This window comes from Actinomycetota bacterium, from assembly GCA_040757835.1.
Classification (GTDB): domain Bacteria; phylum Actinomycetota; class Geothermincolia; order Geothermincolales; family RBG-13-55-18; genus SURF-21.
The window spans coordinates 134603-152391 of record JBFLWJ010000003.1 but is presented as its reverse complement, the minus strand read 5'-3'; the positions used below and the strand labels follow the sequence as shown (position 1 = coordinate 152391).

19 protein-coding genes are annotated in these 17789 nt (G+C 63.5%); 12 read left to right on the top strand and 7 right to left on the bottom strand.

Annotation, left to right across the window (positions count from 1 at the left end):
- Positions 1–10: 10 nt before the first annotated feature.
- The 7 genes from mreC to deoC all read left to right on the top strand — a co-directional run bounded on the left by mreC (position 11) and on the right by deoC (position 7713).
- On the top strand, positions 11–874 hold the full coding sequence (mreC, locus tag AB1384_04605) for a rod shape-determining protein MreC (GenBank protein MEW6553553.1): 864 nt from the start codon (positions 11–13) through the stop codon (positions 872–874).
- A gap of 1 nt (position 875) precedes the next feature.
- A complete protein-coding gene (gene mreD / locus AB1384_04600) occupies positions 876–1379 on the top strand; it encodes a rod shape-determining protein MreD (GenBank protein MEW6553552.1) in 504 nt (167 codons plus the stop codon).
- Positions 1380–1400: 21 nt separating this feature from the next.
- Positions 1401–3353 carry a penicillin-binding protein 2 gene (gene mrdA, locus AB1384_04595; GenBank protein MEW6553551.1) on the top strand — a complete coding sequence of 651 codons (1953 nt, stop codon included), beginning with the start codon at positions 1401–1403 and terminating at the stop codon, positions 3351–3353.
- A 9-nt stretch (positions 3354–3362) separates the two neighbouring features.
- Positions 3363–4538, top strand: coding sequence for a rod shape-determining protein RodA (rodA, locus tag AB1384_04590; GenBank protein ID MEW6553550.1), 1176 nt, complete (start codon positions 3363–3365; stop codon positions 4536–4538).
- Positions 4539–4694: 156 nt separating this feature from the next.
- Positions 4695–5591 carry a GTPase Era gene (era, locus tag AB1384_04585; GenBank protein MEW6553549.1) on the top strand — a complete coding sequence of 299 codons (897 nt, stop codon included), beginning with the start codon at positions 4695–4697 and terminating at the stop codon, positions 5589–5591.
- Positions 5592–5616: 25 nt separating this feature from the next.
- Positions 5617–6966, top strand: coding sequence for a magnesium transporter (gene mgtE / locus AB1384_04580; GenBank protein ID MEW6553548.1), 1350 nt, complete (start codon positions 5617–5619; stop codon positions 6964–6966).
- A gap of 15 nt (positions 6967–6981) precedes the next feature.
- The gene (deoC, locus tag AB1384_04575) at positions 6982–7713 is read left to right on the top strand and encodes a deoxyribose-phosphate aldolase (GenBank protein ID MEW6553547.1); all 732 of its coding nucleotides are present in this window, start codon (positions 6982–6984) and stop codon (positions 7711–7713) included.
- Between the two features lie 582 nt (positions 7714–8295).
- Here the strand turns inward: deoC and recO are convergent.
- From recO to AB1384_04560, 3 genes are read right to left on the bottom strand one after another with little or no spacing between them, the layout of a single operon-like run.
- Entirely contained in the window at positions 8296–9051 is a 756-nt protein-coding gene (gene recO, locus AB1384_04570; protein MEW6553546.1) for a DNA repair protein RecO, read from the bottom strand.
- A 6-nt stretch (positions 9052–9057) separates the two neighbouring features.
- Complete coding sequence (locus AB1384_04565) at positions 9058–9795, bottom strand: isoprenyl transferase (protein MEW6553545.1); 738 nt, start codon at positions 9793–9795, stop codon at positions 9058–9060.
- A gap of 28 nt (positions 9796–9823) precedes the next feature.
- Positions 9824–10066: a hypothetical protein gene (locus AB1384_04560; protein ID MEW6553544.1), complete on the bottom strand. Its 243-nt coding sequence runs from the start codon at positions 10064–10066 to the stop codon at positions 9824–9826.
- 434 nt (positions 10067–10500) lie between these two features.
- On the opposite strand from AB1384_04560, the gene AB1384_04555 reads away from it, so the two are divergent.
- The 5 genes from AB1384_04555 to AB1384_04535 are packed head-to-tail and all read left to right on the top strand — an operon-like array spanning position 10501 to position 13776.
- Entirely contained in the window at positions 10501–11079 is a 579-nt protein-coding gene (locus AB1384_04555) for a sigma-70 family RNA polymerase sigma factor (GenBank protein MEW6553543.1), read from the top strand.
- Positions 11076–11387 (top strand): hypothetical protein, encoded by a 312-nt coding sequence (locus AB1384_04550; protein ID MEW6553542.1) that lies wholly within the window; start codon positions 11076–11078, stop codon positions 11385–11387. Before AB1384_04555 ends, AB1384_04550 begins: the two co-directional genes overlap by 4 nt.
- Positions 11388–11413: 26 nt before the next feature.
- Positions 11414–11659, top strand: coding sequence for an acyl carrier protein (acpP, locus tag AB1384_04545; protein MEW6553541.1), 246 nt, complete (start codon positions 11414–11416; stop codon positions 11657–11659).
- Between the two features lie 21 nt (positions 11660–11680).
- Positions 11681–12670: an acyl-CoA dehydratase activase-related protein gene (locus tag AB1384_04540; GenBank protein ID MEW6553540.1), complete on the top strand. Its 990-nt coding sequence runs from the start codon at positions 11681–11683 to the stop codon at positions 12668–12670.
- The gene (locus AB1384_04535) at positions 12667–13776 is read left to right on the top strand and encodes a CoA protein activase (GenBank protein ID MEW6553539.1); all 1110 of its coding nucleotides are present in this window, start codon (positions 12667–12669) and stop codon (positions 13774–13776) included. Before AB1384_04540 ends, AB1384_04535 begins: the two co-directional genes overlap by 4 nt.
- On the opposite strand, the gene AB1384_04530 is transcribed toward AB1384_04535, so the two are convergent.
- From AB1384_04530 to AB1384_04515, 4 genes are all read right to left on the bottom strand, one after another.
- Positions 13773–15029, bottom strand: a complete 1257-nt coding sequence (locus AB1384_04530; protein MEW6553538.1) for a cation diffusion facilitator family transporter — start codon at positions 15027–15029, stop codon at positions 13773–13775. The two genes, AB1384_04535 and AB1384_04530, sit on opposite strands and share 4 nt — an antisense overlap.
- Before the next feature lies 1 nt (position 15030).
- Positions 15031–16311 (bottom strand): cation diffusion facilitator family transporter, encoded by a 1281-nt coding sequence (locus AB1384_04525; GenBank protein MEW6553537.1) that lies wholly within the window; start codon positions 16309–16311, stop codon positions 15031–15033.
- 109 nt (positions 16312–16420) lie between these two features.
- Positions 16421–17080 carry an NAD-binding protein gene (locus AB1384_04520; protein MEW6553536.1) on the bottom strand — a complete coding sequence of 220 codons (660 nt, stop codon included), beginning with the start codon at positions 17078–17080 and terminating at the stop codon, positions 16421–16423.
- Positions 17081–17101: 21 nt separating this feature from the next.
- Positions 17102–17752: a TrkA family potassium uptake protein gene (locus tag AB1384_04515; protein MEW6553535.1), complete on the bottom strand. Its 651-nt coding sequence runs from the start codon at positions 17750–17752 to the stop codon at positions 17102–17104.
- Between the last annotated feature and the right edge of the window lie 37 nt (positions 17753–17789).

The window sequence follows — 17789 nt, the reverse complement described above, 5'->3', positions numbered from 1 at the left end:
CTGAGATATCATGGTCGAAAGACAGAACCGCAGACAGCGCGTATTGATAATCACCCTGATAATCATCTGCGTGCTCCTGGTCACCGTGTATTCGCGGGAGAGCAAGGACGGGCTCTTCCACCGCCTGCAGCGTTTCTCCCTGGACATCGTCTCCCCCCTGCAGAAGGGCATGAGCAAGGTCCTGAGTCCGGTCAAAGACGGCTTTGGCTACCTGGCCGACCTGGGAGACGCAAACAGCGAGCGGAACCGCCTGGCCGAAGAGGTCGAGAAGCTGCAGAAGGAAGTGGACGAGGGCGAGGAACTGAAGCTGGAGAACGAGACTCTCAAGAGTATGATCGCCGTGAAGGAGAGCCGGTCCGACCTGGGGTTCCTGGTGGTGGACGTCATCGGGGCCAACCCGGACATATGGGAGCAGACCATCCAGATAGGCGCCGGTTACTCCGACGGCCTGCAGGAATACATGGCGGTCCTGAGCGAGGACGGCAGCCTGGTGGGGCGCATAATCCTCTGTACTTCCGAGGCGTCGGTGGTGCAACTGATCACCGACGACAAGAGCTCGGTGGGCGCCATGCTCCAGGCCAACGCGGAGATGGGCGTGGTGAAAGGCGAGGGGAGGGGAGGCGTGCGGCTCGAGCTCCTCAACCAGGATGCGGACGTAAAGACGGGGGACGTGGTGGTCACATCAGGCCTCGGGGGGACCTGCCCCTCCGGCATACCCATCGGGACCATCACCGAGATCAGCGAACGCCGCGCCGACCTCTCCGTGGGCATCGTCATCGATCCCAGGGCGAGCCTGACCCGCCTTGACCGGGTGATGGTGGTGGTCTCGCCGCCACCGAGCACGACGCCACTGGCGGCCGAGGGGGGAGGATAGCATGGTCCACCGCAGGCTGACCTTCTTCGTGGTGCTGGTAGTGGCCCTGCTCATCCAGCTCACGGTATCCCCGGAGATAGGCATAGGCGCGGTGAAACCGGACATCCTGCTGGTGGCCACCATCTGCTGGGCGCTCTTCGAGGGCCCGGGACAGGGGGCGCTCTTCGGTTTCTGTGCGGGCCTGCTGGAGGATATCTTCTCCACCGCGGTGGTGGGTGTCTCGGCCTTCGCCAAGATCATCGTCGGCTATTTCAGCGGGGAACTGCGCCAGAGGGTCATCTCCAAATCGGTGATCTGGCCGATGATCATCGTCTTCTTCGGCTCCATCCTGCAGGAGTTAATGAAGTTCGCCACCTGGGCCCTGGTGGGCCTGGAGCCGCGGCCCCCGTTCAGTTTCGGCGTCATCGCCGGCCTGGCCCTTTACAACGCCCTGATCACCCTGGTCATCTACCCGGTGATAAGGCACTTCACGGGCCAGGAGGACAGGGCGTTGATGTTCCCATGATCTCGGTGAGGTGATAAGGACATGGCCATAAACCCGCAGCAGAAAGGGGCCATGGTCCACCGCTTCACGCTCTTCGTGCTGTTCGTGGGCGCGCTGGTGGCCGTGCTGGTGGTGCGGTTGTGGTTCCTGCAGGTGGTACAGGGCGACAACTACAGCGCCATGGCCGAGGGCAACCGCATCCGCGAGGTGGCCCTCGAGGCGAGCCGCGGCAACATCCTCGACCGCAACAACCAGGAGATGGTCATCAACCGCCAGGCGCTCTCTGTCTTCGTGCTCCCCACCGAGTTCGAGAGACTGGAGGACAAGGAGGGTGAGGTGGCCCGCCTCGCGGAGATGCTGGGCATGGAACCGCAGGAGATCATGGACAAGGTGCAGGGAGAGGACGTCCAGCCCCACGAGCCGGTGCTGATCAAGAAAGACGTCGACCCTCAGGTCTATTTCTACATCTCGGAGAGGCAAGTCCATTTCCCCTGGGTGCAGGCGGACGAGATGCCGGTGCGCGAGTATAAGGAGGGCGAGGAGACCCTGGCGGCGCACGTCCTTGGTTACCTGGGAGAGATCACGGAAGAACAGCTGGAAACCCTGCAGGAGAAGGGCTACAAGGCGGGGGACATCGTGGGGACCTCCGGCGTGGAGGCCTTCTACGAGGACATCCTGCGCGGCGTGGACGGCAAGAAGATATGGGAGGTGGACGCGGCGGGGATGCCCCTGCAGATGCTGGGGGAGGAGGAGTGTAACCCCGGCAAGTCGGTGGTGCTTACCCTGGACAAGGAACTGCAGAAGGTGACGGAGCAGGCGCTGCGGGACGGGATGGCCCGCGCACGCACCTTCTACGACAAAGAGAGGGGCAAGAACTACAATGCGCCGGCCGGCGCGGCGGTGGTGCTCGACCCGCGCAACGGGGAGATCCTGGCCATGGCCAGCGAGCCCACCTTCAATCTGGAGAGCTTCGTGGGGGGCATCGACGAGCAGGAGTGGGAACAGTTGAACGACCCCGCCAACAACGCCCCCCTGAACAACCGGGCCATCGTGGGCCAGTACCCCCCGGGGTCCACTTTTAAGTTGATCACCGCCATGGCCGCCCTGCAAGACCTGGGCGTGACCGCCTACACCCCCTTCTACTGCAACCACGTCTTCAACCGCGGCGAGTTCAAGGACTTCCCCAAGACCTGCTGGGGCACCCACGGAAGCATCGATTTTACCAACGCGATCATCGAGTCGTGCGACGTCACCTTCTACGATCTAGGCTACTCTTTCTACGAGAACCGCGAGCGCGACGGCTGGGTGACCCGCCTGCAGGATTACTCGGTGCTGGCCGGTCTGGGGTCGCAGACCGGGGTGGACCTGCCGAACGAGTTCGAGGGCAGAGTGCCGACGCCGCAGTGGAAGTGGGAGTTCAACCAGGGTAATCCCGACTACCAGCGCTGGTATCCCGGGGACACGGTCAACATGGCGGTGGGGCAGGGCGACATCCTGGTCACCCCCCTGCAACTCGCCAACGCCTACGCCGCCATCGCCAACGGCGGCCCCTTCTTCCGCCCCCACGTGGGCAAGGAGGTCCTGACATGGCAGGGCGAGACGTTTGAGGTCATCCAGCCGCAGCAGATCGGCGACATCACCAACAGGGACAACCCCTTGGGCATCGCCGTGGACCCCGCCAACCTGAACGTCGTGCGTTCCGCCCTTACCGGGGTCACCTGGGGCGGCGGTACCGCGGCGGGGGCCTTTTCAGGGTTTCCCCTGGCGCAGATCCCCGTGGCGGGCAAGACGGGGACGGCGGAGGTGCAGGGCAAGCAGCCCTGCGCGTGGTTCGCCTGTTACGCGCCCGCCAATAACCCTCAGTACGTGGTGGTGGTGATGATCGAGGAGGGCGGTTTCGGGGGCGCCATGGCCGCTCCGGTAGCCCGGCGCATCCTCGAGCACGTCTTCGGCATCCCGCCGGGCCAGGTTCAGAGCGGTATCGCCGGAGACTAAGGAGCATACATGCCGGAACGTCTGGGCAGGGTGCTGGCACCCAAGGTCACGGAGAGGAGGCAGACCGATGAGGTCGCCCGGCGCCTCAGCGGGCTGCCCATGCGGCACATCGACTGGACTCTGCTGGCCATCACCTTCTTCCTCATCGCCTTCGGCATGCTCATGCAGTACAGCGCCACCCGGGACGATACCCCCGGCAACCCCACTTATTACGTGCTCCGGACCTCCATCAGCCTGCTAATAGGACTCATCTTCATGGGGGTGATGCTCAGTTTCGACTACCGGCGGCTGAAAGTGGCCACGCCCTTCGTCTACGGGGCCTTTCTCTTCTTCCTCATCGTCGTCCTCTTCTTCGAGCGGGTCATGGGCTCCGCGCGCTGGATCTCGTTGGGACCCATCGATTTCCAGCCGTCGGAGTACTGCAAGCTGGTGCTCGTCCTGGTGCTGGCGAACTTCTTCTCCGACAACAAGGCCGAGCCGGACTCGCTGCGCAGTTTCATGATCCCACTGTTGTGGGCTCTGCCCTTCATGCTCCTCATCTTCCTGCAGCCCGACCTGGGCACGACCCTGGTGCTCGTCGCCATCCTCCTGGGTATGCTATTCCTGGTGGGTTGCCGTATGCGCTACTGGATCGGTTTCGTGGCCGCGGGGGCCATCGCCTTCACCCTGGGGTTCGTCTTCCATATCTTCAAGCCCTACCAGCTCGAGCGTTTCACGGCCTTCCTCAAACAGGGGTCCAACATCCAGGAGGCCGGATACCACCTGCTGCAGTCGAAGATCGCTATCGGTTCCGGGCAGCTGGTGGGCAAGGGCCTCATGCAGGGAACCCAGACCAACCTGAACTTCCTGCCCGCTCACCACACCGACTTCATCTTCGCGGTCATCGGCGAGGAACTGGGCCTCATCGGCGCTCTCATCCTCATCGGGGCCTTCTGCCTGCTGCTGTGGCGGGGCGTGCGCATAGCCAACAACGCGCGGGATTTTTACGGCACCATGATCGCCTACGGGATCGTGATCATGTTCGGCTTCCAGGTGGTCGTGAACGTGGGCATGACCATGGGGATCATGCCCATAACCGGCATCCCCTTGCCGTTCATCAGCTTCGGGGGCAACAGCCTCATCGTCAGCCTGGCGGCCATCGGCCTGCTCACCAACATACACATGCGCCGCTTCTCCCAGATATAGTCATATAATGGTTAATTATAGCAATTAATCCCGTGGAGAACCGTGCACCGCATTGATGTTAGAATCTTAACAGGGTTTTTATCGGCTCCCGCCGCGGCGGCCGGGGGCCGGGAGAGCACCGGGAGTGGGTGTTGAGGACAGCGTAAGGGGGACAGTTTGGAGCCCGAAGCGAAGCACAGGTCCGGGTTCGTTGGTATCGTTGGCCGCCCGAACGTCGGAAAATCCACACTGCTGAACAACCTCATGCACCGCAAGCTGGCCATCATCTCCGAAAAACCCCAGACCACCAGGAACAAGATCCGCTGCATATTGACGCGGGATGACGCCCAGGTGGTCTTCGTGGATACCCCGGGGTTTCACAAGCCCAAGGGTGCGCTGGGCGAGCGCCTCAACCGGGCGGTGCGCGAGACCTTCTCGGAAGTGGATACCATCGTCTTCATCCTGGACGGCACCAAGTCTATCGGCAGTGGGGATATCTTCATCGCCTCGGAGCTGGCTGAGCTGGACACCCCCGTGGTGGTGGTGCTGAACAAGATGGACCGCCTCACCCCCGACCAGGTGGAAGCGCAGGTGGCGGTGGCGGAGAAGCTGGGTGATTTCGCGGGTATCATCCCCATCTCCGCCAAGACGGGGGAAAACGTGCATGCGGTCATCGAGCGCATCGTGGAGACCCTGCCGGAAGGTCCGAGATATTACCCCGAGGATACCCTCACGGACCAGCCCGCTACCTTCATCGTCGCCGAACTCATCCGCGAGAAGGTGCTGCAACTCACCCGGGAGGAGGTCCCCCACAGCGTCGCCGTGGTCGTGGAGGGTATCGAGATGAGGGAGGGGGGCGACCTCGCGGACATCGACGCAGCCATCTACGTCGAGCGCGATTCCCAGAAGGGCATCATCATCGGCAAAGGCGGCAGGATGCTCAAGGAGATAGGCACCCGGGCACGGGCGGAGATCGAGCCACTGCTGGGGAACAGGGTCTTTCTCAGGCTGCAGGTGGCGGTGGAGAAAGACTGGTCGAAGAAGCCCGAGATGTTGAAGAGGATGGGGTATTGAGCCCCGAACGAGGAGCCATGGTGGGATGGACGAGAGAAACCGGGTGCTGGGGGAGAGCCTGAGCGGCCTCCTGGGGCAGGGGAAGATGCAGGCGGCGCTGGCGCTCCTCGACGGCCTGCAGCCGGCGGATGCGGCCGAGGTCCTGGAGAGCGTTCCTTACGGCGAGAGGCTGCGGATCTTCAAGGCATGGGACGTCGGGGAATCGTCCGATGCCCTCCTGGAGATGTCCGAGGACGGCCAGGTAGAGGTGATGCAGGGGCTCGCCCGCGGACTCGCTACGCGGATCATCTCCGAGATGCCCCCCGACGACGCCGTGGACCTCCTGGCTGACCTGCCCGACAAGACCTCCGAGGGGATCCTCGCATCCATGAGCCCCCTCAAGGCGGGTCAACTTCGCCGCCTGCTCGCGCATGGCGAAGATACGGCGGGCGGGTTGATGACCCCGGAGGCCATGCGCCTCAGCGAGGAGCTCACCGTGGCCGGGGTGCTGGAGCGGCTGCGCGAGGCGCCTGAGAACGTGGAGATGATCTACTACCTCTATTTCCACGATGAGAAGAACCGTCTAACCGGCGTCTGCTCCCTGCGCGAGCTGATCATCGCGGACCCGGAGGCGCAGGTCAGGGAGACCATGCACCGCAATGTGAGGTCTGTGGGCCCCGATGAAGACCAGGAGAAGGTGGCATCGATGATCGACCGTTACGACCTCCTGGCGGTGCCCGTGGTGGACGGCGAGGGCAGGCTGCTGGGCATAGTGACCGTCGACGACGTCATGGACGTGCTGGAAGAGGAGGCCAGGGAGGACATCTACAGCCTGGCGGGGAGCTGGGAAGCGGAGGAGAGCAGGGCACACGCTCCCTTCACCGCCGCCATCGTGGGGAGGCTGCCGTGGGTGCTCATCGCCCTGGCCCTGGAGCTGCTGGTCGCCGGGGGCATTCTACGCGCCTTCTCCGATACCATGCAGGAGCATATCGCGCTGGTCTTTTTCATCCCCGCCATCCTCGCCATGGGGGGCACGGTCTCCCTGCAGAGCGCGGCGCGCATGTCCCTGGACGTGCTGGGTGAGGGGACGGCAAGGCGGAGTTACATCAGGATTACCGCGGCTGAGCTTGGCATCGGTCTGGTCATCGCCGTTTGTAGTGGCGCCATAATCTCCGTCTTCGCCTGGTCCATACAGGGAGATACCCGCCTCGGCATCATCGTGGGGGTGGCCATGGCATGCACGGTGGTCTGCGCATCCCTCTTCGGTTCCCTGCTGCCCCTGCTGCTAAAGGCCATGGGCAGGGACCCCTCCAAGGCCTCGCAGCCTTTCCTGGCCACGGCCATGGACATCCTGGGGCTGGCGGTCTTCTTCGCGGTGGGTATAACCATGATCTGAGAGCGGGAGATGGACATGGACGAATCACTGGAGATGTTCCCCACAGTGGGCCATCTCCTGCGCATTATCGACGCCACCATGCTGCGTCCCGAGGCCGCGGAGCGTGACTATCTCGAATTCCTGCGCGAAGCGGCCGATGCGCGCTTCAGGAGCGTTTTCGTGCCGTCCTACTACCTTCCAATGGCCCGCATGGAGCTGGAGGGCAGCGGCGTGACCCTGGGGGCGCCCATCGGCTTCCCTTTCGGGTACGTCTCCACCGACGACAAGCGGGCGGAGGCGGTGTTCGCACTGCAGCAGGGGGCGGGCGAGCTGGACATGGTGATCAACGTCTCGGCCCTTCGCTCCCGCAGGTATGAAAGGGTAAGGGAGGATATCGCCGCCGTGGTCGGCCTCGCACGGCGCTACGACACCGGCAAGGGGGAAGGCCATATCGTGGTGAAGGTGATCCTGGAGACGTGTTACCTGAACCGGGAGGACATGCGGCAGGGGGCCCTCCTGGCCAGGGACGCCGGCGCGGATTTCGTGAAGACCTCGACGGGGTTCGGCCCCGCCGGCGCCACCGCAGCGGACGTCGCTTTCCTGCGCGAGGTGGTGGGACCGGGGTTCGGGGTAAAAGCCAGCGGGGGCATCCGCGACCTGGCAGCGGTCATCACCATGGTTAGAGCGGGGGCGAACCGCATCGGGACCAGCTCCGCCACGGAGATCCTGCACGAATACCTCCGCCTCCTGCCATGGAATAAGGGCTAGGACCGGACCAGTTCGGACGTTGCGATATTCTCTTATGCCCTCGCATAGGGCATAAGCAACAGAGACCACGCTCTGTCCCGGGACGCAAAGGGATCGGCAACACCCAAATCGCCTCCCCATCGCTGGCAGCGGAACACCACGCATCTCCTGGCGGAGGTTTAAACGCGTACATGCTATCGACGGAGGTCCGGGCTGGTCCCGATGCGGCCCTATGTTTTAATAGGGGTTAATGGGCAGGACGCTGGCAGCGGAACACCACGGGTTTCCGGGCGGGGATTGTATCCGTGGACACCGCAGCGGGTGGTCTGGGCTGTTCCGGATGCGGTTCGCTGAATGAAAGGAAAAAGTGACCCCGAGTAACCCTTGGCTCGTCCTTTAGAACTCCCTTCCGGCTCCCCCATCCGGCTTGCGCCGTCCGGTTCTTCCTTCCAGTCGCCCCGCTGGTCTCGCCTCCAGCTTCTCGGGGTCAATTACTACACTACTACTTTGGTATTAGTGCGTCAATAGCGATTTAGCTGGGGTTTTAGAAAAAGTCGGGGAAATCCCGGGTTCTTTGAAGCGGAGAGAATGGCGGACGTGTCTTTATCCGCCGTTCAGGTATCTCAGAACCACCTGCCGTGTCTTCAGGGGGCGGTCGAGGAAGCTCTCGGAGAAGCGGAAAGCGGTGATCAGCACGTCGCGGCACGCACGGGGGCTCTCCTCGCGGCAGGCCACCGTCGCCATGTCCTCGCGCAGCAGGCTGCGCATGAGCGCCAGGTTCTCGGGGGAGACGTCAAGGCGCCTCTCCAGCCCGCCGGAGCATGCGCCGCAGCTGATGCCGCCTCCGGACAGGTCCATGCACACGCGCTCCCCCTCGATCCTCCTCCCGCAATGCAGGCAGTGGTCCAGATGAGGATGGTAGCCGATGAGGGCGCAAACCTTGAGCTCGAACGCGGCAAGGAGCAGCGCCGGGTCGGAGACGTCGCCCTCCAGGATGTCCAGGGTCAAGCAGAGGGCGTCGAAGAGGCGGGGGATGCTCTGGTTCTCGTGCAGGGACTTCTCGATCATCTCGAGCATGGCCTCCCCGTAGAGGAACTTGGAGAAATCCGCTCGCAGGCGGGCATGGGAACGGATGATCTCCGCCTGTCCCACCGTATCCAGGTTCCTGCCCTCATGGAGCACGGCGGAGAGGTGCGTGAATGGCTCCAGGCGCCCTCCGAACTTGCTCCTGGTGCGCTTTATCCCCTTGGCCACGGCGCGGCGCAGCCCGCGCCCGGCGGTTATAAGGGTCAATATGCGGTCGGCCTCGCCCAGGTCGTGAGCGCGCAGGACGACCGCCTCTTCCTTGTAGGTGGCCAAGGCGGCCTACTCCTCCTGGATGCTCCCGAAACGGCGTTCCCTCGATTGGAACTCGGTTATGGCGTCCGCGAGGTCCTGGGCGCGAAAATCGGGCCAGAGGACCTCGGTGACGTACAGCTCCGTATAGGCCAGTTCCCATAAGAGGAAATTGCTTATACGCATCTCTCCCGCCGTGCGGACCAGGAGGTCCGGGTCGGGGACGTCGGGCACATAGAGATAGGAGCGGAACTTCTCTTCATCCACTTCATCCGGCGCGACCTTGCCGGAAGAGATATCAGCGCCCAGTCCGCGTGCGGCGTCGACGATCTCGGCCCTGCCCCCGTAGTTGAAGGCGATGTTCAAGGTCATGCCCGTGTTGTCCCTGGTGAGTTCCATGGCATTGTCGATGGCCCGCAGGGTGGAACGGGGGATATTGTCCCTGCGCCCCATGTGCCGTATGTGTATATTGCGTTCGTGGAACTCGTTCACCCTGTTGTTGAGGAGGTTGCGGTTGAAGCTCATCAGGAACTCGACCTCATTGGCGGGGCGGTTCCAGTTCTCCGTTGAGAAGGCAAAGAGGGTTATCGCCCCCAGGCCCCATTCCGATGCCGTGCGTACGATCTCCGTTATGGACTCCTCGCCGGCCTTGTGTCCGGCGATGCGCGGGAGGTTGCGGCGCTCTGCCCACCTCCCGTTGCCGTCCATGATGATGGCCACGTGGTGGGGCAGTTTCCCCCCGGGCTTGGGCACTGTCGCTCTTTTCATCGCGCTATTACCGCCTGTTTCCGGTCGCTCACAGTTCGGACTGTGCCTGCGGCGGCATGCTCGGCCCCTGGCCCTGGGGCGCCGTCTCATCCTGCTGTTTGAAGATTATCCTCTGCAGGGCGTAAATGCCCAGGACGGATATGGCGCAGCTCTTCTGGGCCGGCATCTTGGACGATGGTATATAGAGAGAGCATTCGTCGTTACAGGGCGACAGGGCTCCCGCGATGGCGGAGACGCGGAAAGGACAATAGGCGCCGGGAACGTTTCCCATCTGTACCTCCTGATAGAGACCTTTTAAGGCAATGCTAACATATTATTGTGCTGTTGTAGGTAGTCGTTTGCGGTTAGCTCTGCCGAAAGCCGGGTCTCAGGTAATGGAAAGTGGGGTCAGGCCCTTCTCTGGTCTTGCTGCCAGCCTCCGTTGAAAAAATATGCCCATATCCAGCAGGGCTCGAGGCCTGACCCCCCACGGGGAAGAGACGGGGCGGAGCGGGAGGACCTACAGGTTACAGATCGGGAGCCATCTGTAATGGCGACCGGGGCCAGTATAAATGCTGGCCCACACCCTACAGGAAAAGACGGGGCGGAGCGGGAGGACTGATGGGTTACGGGCGGAGCGGGGGGGAAGGCGGGTGGGTAACCAGGGGTGGGCGTGAGTGTTTATAATAACGGATGTGGAGCTGTCATGGAGAAAGGGAGAGCCAGTTGACGAGCGGGAGCCCGAGCGAGAAGACGCACCATGAGGACGGTGCCCTGGTCCGCAAGGCCAAAGAGGAGCGGGAGGCCTTCGAGGCCCTGTACACCAAGTACCTCAAGAAGGTGTATACCTATGTCTATTACCGCGTTGGCAACACGGAAGACGCCGAGGACATCACCGAGAGCGTCTTCCTGCACGCCCTCGTCCATCTCGACCGTTACCAGGACCGGGGCATCCCCTTCTCTGCCTGGCTTCTGCGTATAGCTCACAACCTCGTGGCCAACTGGTATCGCAACTCGAAACGGCGCCGCACCGTGGACCTTGATTCCACGGAACCCCTGCAGGACACCTCTCCCACGCCCGAGGAGGAGGTGGAGGGAGAGGAGGAGAGGCGCGAGATCCGCGCCCTGTTGAGCACCCTCCCGGAGGAGCGCCAGCAGGCCCTTATCCTGCGCTACGCGGAGGGGATGAAGCACAAGGAGATCGGGGAAGTGATGGGCAAGAGCACCGGGGCGGTCAAGGTGCTCATCCACCGCTCCCTTATAAGCCTGCACCGCGGCCTTTCCGAAAAGGAGGATGGGCGATGAAAGATATGGAGAGCAGCGGGACGCAAAAGAGCGCCAGGGGCAGGCGCTACCGGGATACCGTGAACGCGCTCAGGAGCGCGCTCCAGCCCCTGGAGCCGGGGCCGGAATTCTCCCGGCACCTGGAGGAACTCTGCGAGAGCATGGGTGCCCGGGAACTCTTCGACAGCGAGAGCGTCGGAGGGGAGGATAGCCACAGGCGGATCATAATCGACGTGGCCATATTCTCCGCGCTTCCTTTCGTGGGGGTGGCGGCATATGCTATAAGGAGGCATATGCTGCAGAGAAGGGCACTGCCCGTAGGCGTGTAGACGGACGGTCGTGTCAGCGAGGGAACATGGACCGTAAAGAGGTTTTCGCATTGGTAAGGGCAGCCCTGGCGGAAGCGCTGGAGCTGCCGGAGGAAGAGATCAAAGAGGGATCGCTCTTCGAGGATGACCTGGAGGCCGATTCCCTGGACCTGGTGGAGCTGCTGCTGGAGATGGAGCAGCGCTTCGGATTCAAGGTGTCTGACGAGGACGCGGCGGAGATAGAGACCGTAGGGGACGCGGTGGACCTTATCCTGCGCAAAGCCGCTGCATGAGCAGATGAACCAGGTAGAATAATGAGAGTTGGCATCCCGGGCGGGTTGCTCTATTACCGCTATGGCCGTTTGTGGAATTCTTTCCTGCGCGCCCTGGGGGCGGAGGTGGTGGAGTCGGGGGAGACCACCCGCTCTATCCTTACCTCGGGTGTGAGCAAGGCGGAGAACGAGAGCTGCCTGCCGGTCAAGGTCTTTTACGGGCACGTCCTGGCGCTAAAAGGTGAAGTAGACGCCCTGTTCGTGCCTCGACTGGTGAGCGTGAAGAAGCGGACCCACACCTGCCCCAAGATGCTGGGGCTCCCGGACCTGGCGCGGGTGGCGGTGGGGGACGCTGTCCCGGTCATCTCTCCGACCATAGACTTCCAGTCGGGGTTGTGGCACAACTACCGCGCCGTCTACGCCCTGGGAAGGCTGTTCACCGTGGACCCCCTGCGCATAATCGGGGCGGGAGTGACCGCCTGGCGGGAGCACCGCCTCTACCTGGAGCGGCTGACCCTGGGCCTTGACCACAAGGGAGCGCTGCGTGGAGAGGCGGACCGCCTGCTGTGCGAGGGGCGCGAGTTGCGCGTCGGGGTCATCGGCCACCATTACAACGTCTACGACACCTTTACCACCATGTCCCTGCTCGAGCGTCTTGGGTCCATGGGCGTTGACGTGGTCACCGCGGACATGGTGCCGGAGAAGCTCCGCGACGAGGAATGCAAACGCCTGCCCAAGGATATCTACTGGAGCTACGAGCAGGAGATAGCGGGGGCGATACTCGCCTGCACCAGGCACCGGCTGGTGGACGGCATCATCTTCATGATCTCCTTTCCCTGCGGGCCCGATTCCATCATCCGCGTCCTCTGCGAGCAGGAGAACAAGGCCATGGGAGGAGTGCCCATGCTCACCCTGATCATGGACGAACATACCGGGGAAGGAGGCTTCCTCACCCGCATCGAGGCCTTCGTGGACATGCTGCGACGCAAGAAGAGCCAGTCTGAGGAGGCGTGGGAGGCGGTGGCGGTATGAAGATAAGCTGGCCGCACATGGGCAGCCTGGAGTTCGTCATGGGCAGCCTCTTCGAGGAGATGGGGGTGGACTATGTACTGCCGCCCCCCAATTCGCAGCGCACCCTCGAGCTGGGAGCCCGCCACGGACCGGAGTTCGCCTGTTTCCCCCTCAAGACCACCCTGGGCAACTTCATCGAGGCCATCGAGAACGGGGCGGACACCCTGATCATGGTGGCCGGGCGCGGCCCCTGCCGTTTCGGGTTCTATGCCGAGACCCAGCGCCGTATCCTCGAGGAAGCCGGCTACGAGTTCACCATGGTCCCCCTGGAGTTCGAACTCTCCCGCATACCGGCGACCATCCGCAACCTCAACCGCCTGAAGCAGGGCAGGTCCTGGGCTTCGCTCTACCGCGCCTTCAAGTTCGCCCTCACCAAGGCCCACCTCATCGACCGCCTGGAGCGCCAGGCGCTGCACCAGCGCTACCTGGACCGCGACCGGGGGGCGACCACCGCGGCCCTCAAGCGCTGCTACGAGATGGTGTGGGACACGGACTCCTACGCCTCCCTCGCCGGGGTGGAGGAGGAGGGGTTCGCGTTACTGCAGTCCGTCCCACGGGTGGAGCGGGAGGAGATCAAGATCGGCATCGTAGGCGAGTTCTACCTGGTGCTGGAGCCCTTCTTCAACCTCAACGTGGAGGAACAGCTGGGCGACCTGGGGGCCTTCGTCGAGCGCAACATCTACCTCACCGACTGGCTGCGTCCCTCCGGCGAGAGGCCGGTGCTGGGGCACCACGAGCACGGGTCCGAGCGCCTGGCCGCGCCCTACCTCACCCACAAGGTGGGGGGGGAAGGCATGTTCACGGTGGGGGATACCGTCCTCTATAACGACCTAGGGTTTGACGGCGTGGTGCAGCTCATGCCCTTCACCTGCATGCCCGAGACCATCGCCAAGAGCATCCTGCCCCAGGTCTCGCGCGACCTGGGCATACCGGTCCTCTCCCTGGTCATAGACGAGATGACCGGCCGCGCGGGCGTCGCCACCCGCCTGGAGGCCTTCACCGACCTGGCGCGATTCCGCCGCCGCGCGGATGGACGAGAAACGCGCCTGGCCCTGCAGCCTGTCTAGGCCCGCCCACCTTCATCACCCGGTACCGCGCCATGACCCGTGCCGCCGCCGCGGTTTGCAGTCACGGCTGAAAGGAGCGCCCGCTCGGCGGCGGCGAGGTCGCCCGCATCCGGGTCCTCGACCAGCATCACGCCGTTCTCCTCCAGGACGTATCCCGCCCCCCTGCCGTGCAATGAATCCCTGGTGAACAGGGCATCCACGCCGCGCAGGGAGAGGAACGCCGCCGTTTTCACCCCCCCGCCCCCGGGATCATCGGCATAGGGGTTGAGGGTTACATCGCGCGACAGGACCCCTTTGTCCCCCTCATCCAGCTCGAGGAGGGCAAAGGACACCGCGTCCTCGAGGCGCCCGGCGATGGTCACACCGTCGTCCAGCAAGGGCACGGCGCAGAGGGCTCGCCCCTCCATCTCCGCGACGAACTCCACCTGTACGCGGTCAACCTTCTCGACGGCCTCCTCGACCGCCTCCCTGACCCGGGCCGAGACCTCGCCTGTCGCACGGAGATCGTAGGAGGTGGGCACCACCGAGACGGTCAGGAAGCGATAGCTGCCCGAGTTGCGCCCCAGCACATCGTACACTTCCCTTACCCCCGGGGTCGCTTGTGCCGCCTCCCGCGCCAGCTCCAGCACGTCTTTCTCCACCGAGACGTCCAGAAGTACCCTCAAGCCCTCCAGGCCTACCTGGATCCCTTCCCAAGCCAGATAGAGCGCCACCACCAGGCCGGCGACAGCGTCCATATCCGGCACTCCCAGCGCCTCCAGGCTAACCCCGACCATCACCGCGGTCCCGGATATCACGTCTCCCCACGAGCGCTCCGCGTCCGCCACCAGGCTGGGCGAGTTCTCTTCCCTGCCTATGCGGCGCTTGTATCTCGCCACCAACAGGGTCACCGCCGTAGATGCCGCCATGACCAGGAGTACCAGCCAGACCGACTCTAATTCCTCACCGCTGCGGAAGATCTTGTCGATGGATTCGCGGATCAGCTCATACGATGTGAACAGTATCATCAACCCGATGAGCACCGAGATAAGGTTTTCGAGCTTGTACAGGCCGGCAGGGAAGCTGCGCGTATGGTGCTCCGAGAGGCGCAGGCCCGCAAAGACCGCGGCGGACGCAAAGACATCCACGGTGGAGTCTATACCCATGGCGATGATGGCCACGCTGCCCGACACTGACCCGGCTGCGAGCATCGCCGCGGCCATTCCGGCCGAGGCCAGGCTGGAGACCAGCGCCGCTTTTTCGGTCTTGCGCATGCTATCCACCGCCCTCCCGCGCGGCCAGGGAAAAGCGCTCGAGCGCCTCCTTCTCGGCGTCGTCCAGGGTCATCGCCGCGGTGAGCCGGAAGGTCTCCACGCCGTATACCGAGAGGACGTCCCGGGCCTCGCGCATGGCCGTCTCCTGCCCGTTACATGGCATGGAAGCTCTGTCCGCGGCCGGCGCTTCCCCGGGCCGCCCGCCGCCCTCGAGCAGAACGTCGACCCCCTGCATGCCGACGAACGCCGCCAGGCGTATCTCTCTGCCCGGCATGTCCTTCTCGTGGGGGATGGCGAGGGTCCGCCTCGCAGCCACCCTGTCGCCGCCCGGGTCGATGGCCAGGATGGCCAGCCTCTTCGCCTTCCACAGGTCAGCGGCCAGGCTTGTCCCCGAGTCCGCGAGTGGAACGGCGCATATGCGGCTGCGAGTGGTCTCGGGCGAGAACTCCACCGTGATATGGTCGACGTTCTCGACCTCTTCGCGGATCCTCTCCTCCAACTCCCGCGAGACCGCGTTCGCTTCCCTCAGGTCGTGGGTAGCCACGGCGAGGTCCAGGTCGATAAAGCGGAAGCTGCCGGAGTTCCTCCCCTCCACCTCGTACACCTCGCTTATGCGGCCGTCGCCTTCGGCGATGGACCTCACCTTCTCCAGGACCTCTTTTTCCACCGAGGCGTCCAGGAGGACTTTCAGGCCGTCAAGGGCTATTGACACGCCGAACCAGGCCAGCAGGGCCACCACCAGCAAGGCGACCACGGCGCCCATGTCCGGGACGCCGGCCTCCTCCATGCCCAATCCGAGCACCAGGAGCAGGCAGGCGCACATGCTGCCCAGGGAATGGCGGGCTTCCGCCTTGAGGGAGGGGGAGTTCTCCCCCTTCCCGACATGCCATTTATACCAGGCCAGCATCCCGGCGAGCATTGCGCAGATAACCAGGATCATGATGGGGATCCATACATCGGAGATGGCTTCAGACTCCGGCCCGATGAGCTCCACGGCTTCCTTGGCCACCTCGTATGCGCCGAAGAGGATGAGAAGGCCCACGATGACGCCGACCAGGTTCTCCAGTTTATAGAGGCCGAGGGGGAAATCGGCACTGCGGCGCCGGGATAGCCTGAGGCCCAGGAAGACCAGAAAACAGGCGGCCGCCCTGACCACGGTATGAATGCCGCCGGCGAACATAGCCACGCTCTTCACCAGCAACACCGCGCTGAGAACCATCGCTATCGCGAGCAGGATATAGACCACGGCCGCGACGATCGCGGCCCTTTCCGTCCTCCGCATGTGGCTCCCTGCCGTCCGTGCCCTCCGAGGGCTTATGGTGAATCCGTCCTATGGTTCTGTCGGCCTGTATTCCACGCGGGTTGAGGACATGCGGGCACACGGTTGGAGGTCAGTGGCCGAGGAGGGCCTCCAGGGCCGTCTTGTTGTTCATGCTGGTGATAGCCAGGACCTTGTCCCCCTTCTGGAGCACCATATCCGCGGTGGGGATGCGCATGGCGTCCTCCCTGACCACGGTGACGATGAGGGTCTCCGGGGGCAGAGCCAGCTCGGAGAGGGCGTGGTTCACGGCGCGGCTGTCCGCGGGCACGGTTATCTCCACCAGCGCTATATCGCCGGACTGCAGCTTCATGACCGTGATCATCTCCCCCAGGGAGGTCTCCTCCTCCACGATGGTGGCGATGATATCGGGAGCGCTCACCTCCACGTCCACGCCGAACTCCTTGTTGTAGAGCCATCGGTTCCTGGGGTTGTTGACCCTGGCGATGATGCGCGGCACCTCGTATTCGAATTTTGCGAGGTAGGATACCACCAGGTTATCCTCGTCGTCCCCGGTGACCGCCAGCACGATGTCGGCATCGCTCACCCCGGCGAACTCCAGCACCCAGGGTTCGCAACCGTCCTCGTTGACGATGCGCGCGGACTTGTGCCTCTCGGCGAGGGAGGCTACCTTGTCGGGCTCCTTTTCCACCAGGGTCACCTGGTTCTTCTGCGAGAGGACGTCGGCCAGGAACGACCCGACCATCCCGCCTCCCACGATCAAAGCCTTCATGTTCTTAACCTCCCTGGCTTTCTAGTCCATGAAGAACATCTTCTTGAACTTGGGGATACTGGACCTCAGCACCAGCGCGTTGATGATATCGCCCTTCATCAGGGTGGTGCCGGACACGGGGATGAACGCACCGCCCTCCCTCTCGATGGTGACGATATGGACCTCGCCGGAGATCTTGAACTCCCGCACCATCCTGCCTTCGAGCATGGCGGGCAGTTCGAACTCGATGAGCTCGACTTCGCCGCTCCCGAAGGTGTCGCGGGAATACGACTGCTTGAGGAAGATGAGGTCGGATATCTTGCTGGTCGCCCAGGCTACGGGCGCTACGGTGGGGACGCCGGAACGGCGGTAGATCTGCGCACGGCGCGGGTCGTAGATGCGTGCCAGCACCTTGGGCACGCGGTAGTGGTCTTTAGCGATCTTGCAGGAGACGAAGTTGGAGTTGTCACCGCTGCTCACGGCCACGAAGACGTCGGCGCGCTGGATGCCCGCTTTCTCCATGGCTTCGGAGTCGAATCCGATCCCCTCCACCTTGATACCCTTGAAGTCCACGTCCAGCAGGTGGAAAGCCCTCGGGTCCTTATCGATGACTCCGACGCTGTGCCCCTGCCGCTCCAGCCGCCGCGCCAGGCGGGACCCGACCCTGCCGCATCCCATGATCACCACGTGCATAACGCATCATCTCCCTATAAGCTCGAGCAACCGCATC

Bases quoted from the DNA above. Each gene is read 5' to 3' on its own strand.
- mreC (MEW6553553.1), top strand. From the start codon at position 11: ATGGTCGAAAGACAGAACCGCAGACAGCGCGTATTGATAATCACCCTG.
- mreD (MEW6553552.1), top strand. From the start codon at position 876: ATGGTCCACCGCAGGCTGACCTTCTTCGTGGTGCTGGTAGTGGCCCTG.
- mrdA (MEW6553551.1), top strand. From the start codon at position 1,401: ATGGCCATAAACCCGCAGCAGAAAGGGGCCATGGTCCACCGCTTCACG.
- rodA (MEW6553550.1), top strand. From the start codon at position 3,363: ATGCCGGAACGTCTGGGCAGGGTGCTGGCACCCAAGGTCACGGAGAGG.
- mgtE (MEW6553548.1), top strand. From the start codon at position 5,617: ATGGACGAGAGAAACCGGGTGCTGGGGGAGAGCCTGAGCGGCCTCCTG.
- deoC (MEW6553547.1), top strand. From the start codon at position 6,982: ATGGACGAATCACTGGAGATGTTCCCCACAGTGGGCCATCTCCTGCGC.
- AB1384_04565 (MEW6553545.1), bottom strand. From the start codon at position 9,795: ATGAAAAGAGCGACAGTGCCCAAGCCCGGGGGGAAACTGCCCCACCAC.
- AB1384_04560 (MEW6553544.1), bottom strand. From the start codon at position 10,066: ATGGGAAACGTTCCCGGCGCCTATTGTCCTTTCCGCGTCTCCGCCATC.
- AB1384_04550 (MEW6553542.1), top strand. From the start codon at position 11,076: ATGAAAGATATGGAGAGCAGCGGGACGCAAAAGAGCGCCAGGGGCAGG.
- acpP (MEW6553541.1), top strand. From the start codon at position 11,414: ATGGACCGTAAAGAGGTTTTCGCATTGGTAAGGGCAGCCCTGGCGGAA.
- AB1384_04540 (MEW6553540.1), top strand. From the start codon at position 11,681: ATGAGAGTTGGCATCCCGGGCGGGTTGCTCTATTACCGCTATGGCCGT.
- AB1384_04535 (MEW6553539.1), top strand. From the start codon at position 12,667: ATGAAGATAAGCTGGCCGCACATGGGCAGCCTGGAGTTCGTCATGGGC.
- AB1384_04530 (MEW6553538.1), bottom strand. From the start codon at position 15,029: ATGCGCAAGACCGAAAAAGCGGCGCTGGTCTCCAGCCTGGCCTCGGCC.
- AB1384_04525 (MEW6553537.1), bottom strand. From the start codon at position 16,311: ATGCGGAGGACGGAAAGGGCCGCGATCGTCGCGGCCGTGGTCTATATC.
- AB1384_04520 (MEW6553536.1), bottom strand. From the start codon at position 17,080: ATGAAGGCTTTGATCGTGGGAGGCGGGATGGTCGGGTCGTTCCTGGCC.
- AB1384_04515 (MEW6553535.1), bottom strand. From the start codon at position 17,752: ATGCACGTGGTGATCATGGGATGCGGCAGGGTCGGGTCCCGCCTGGCG.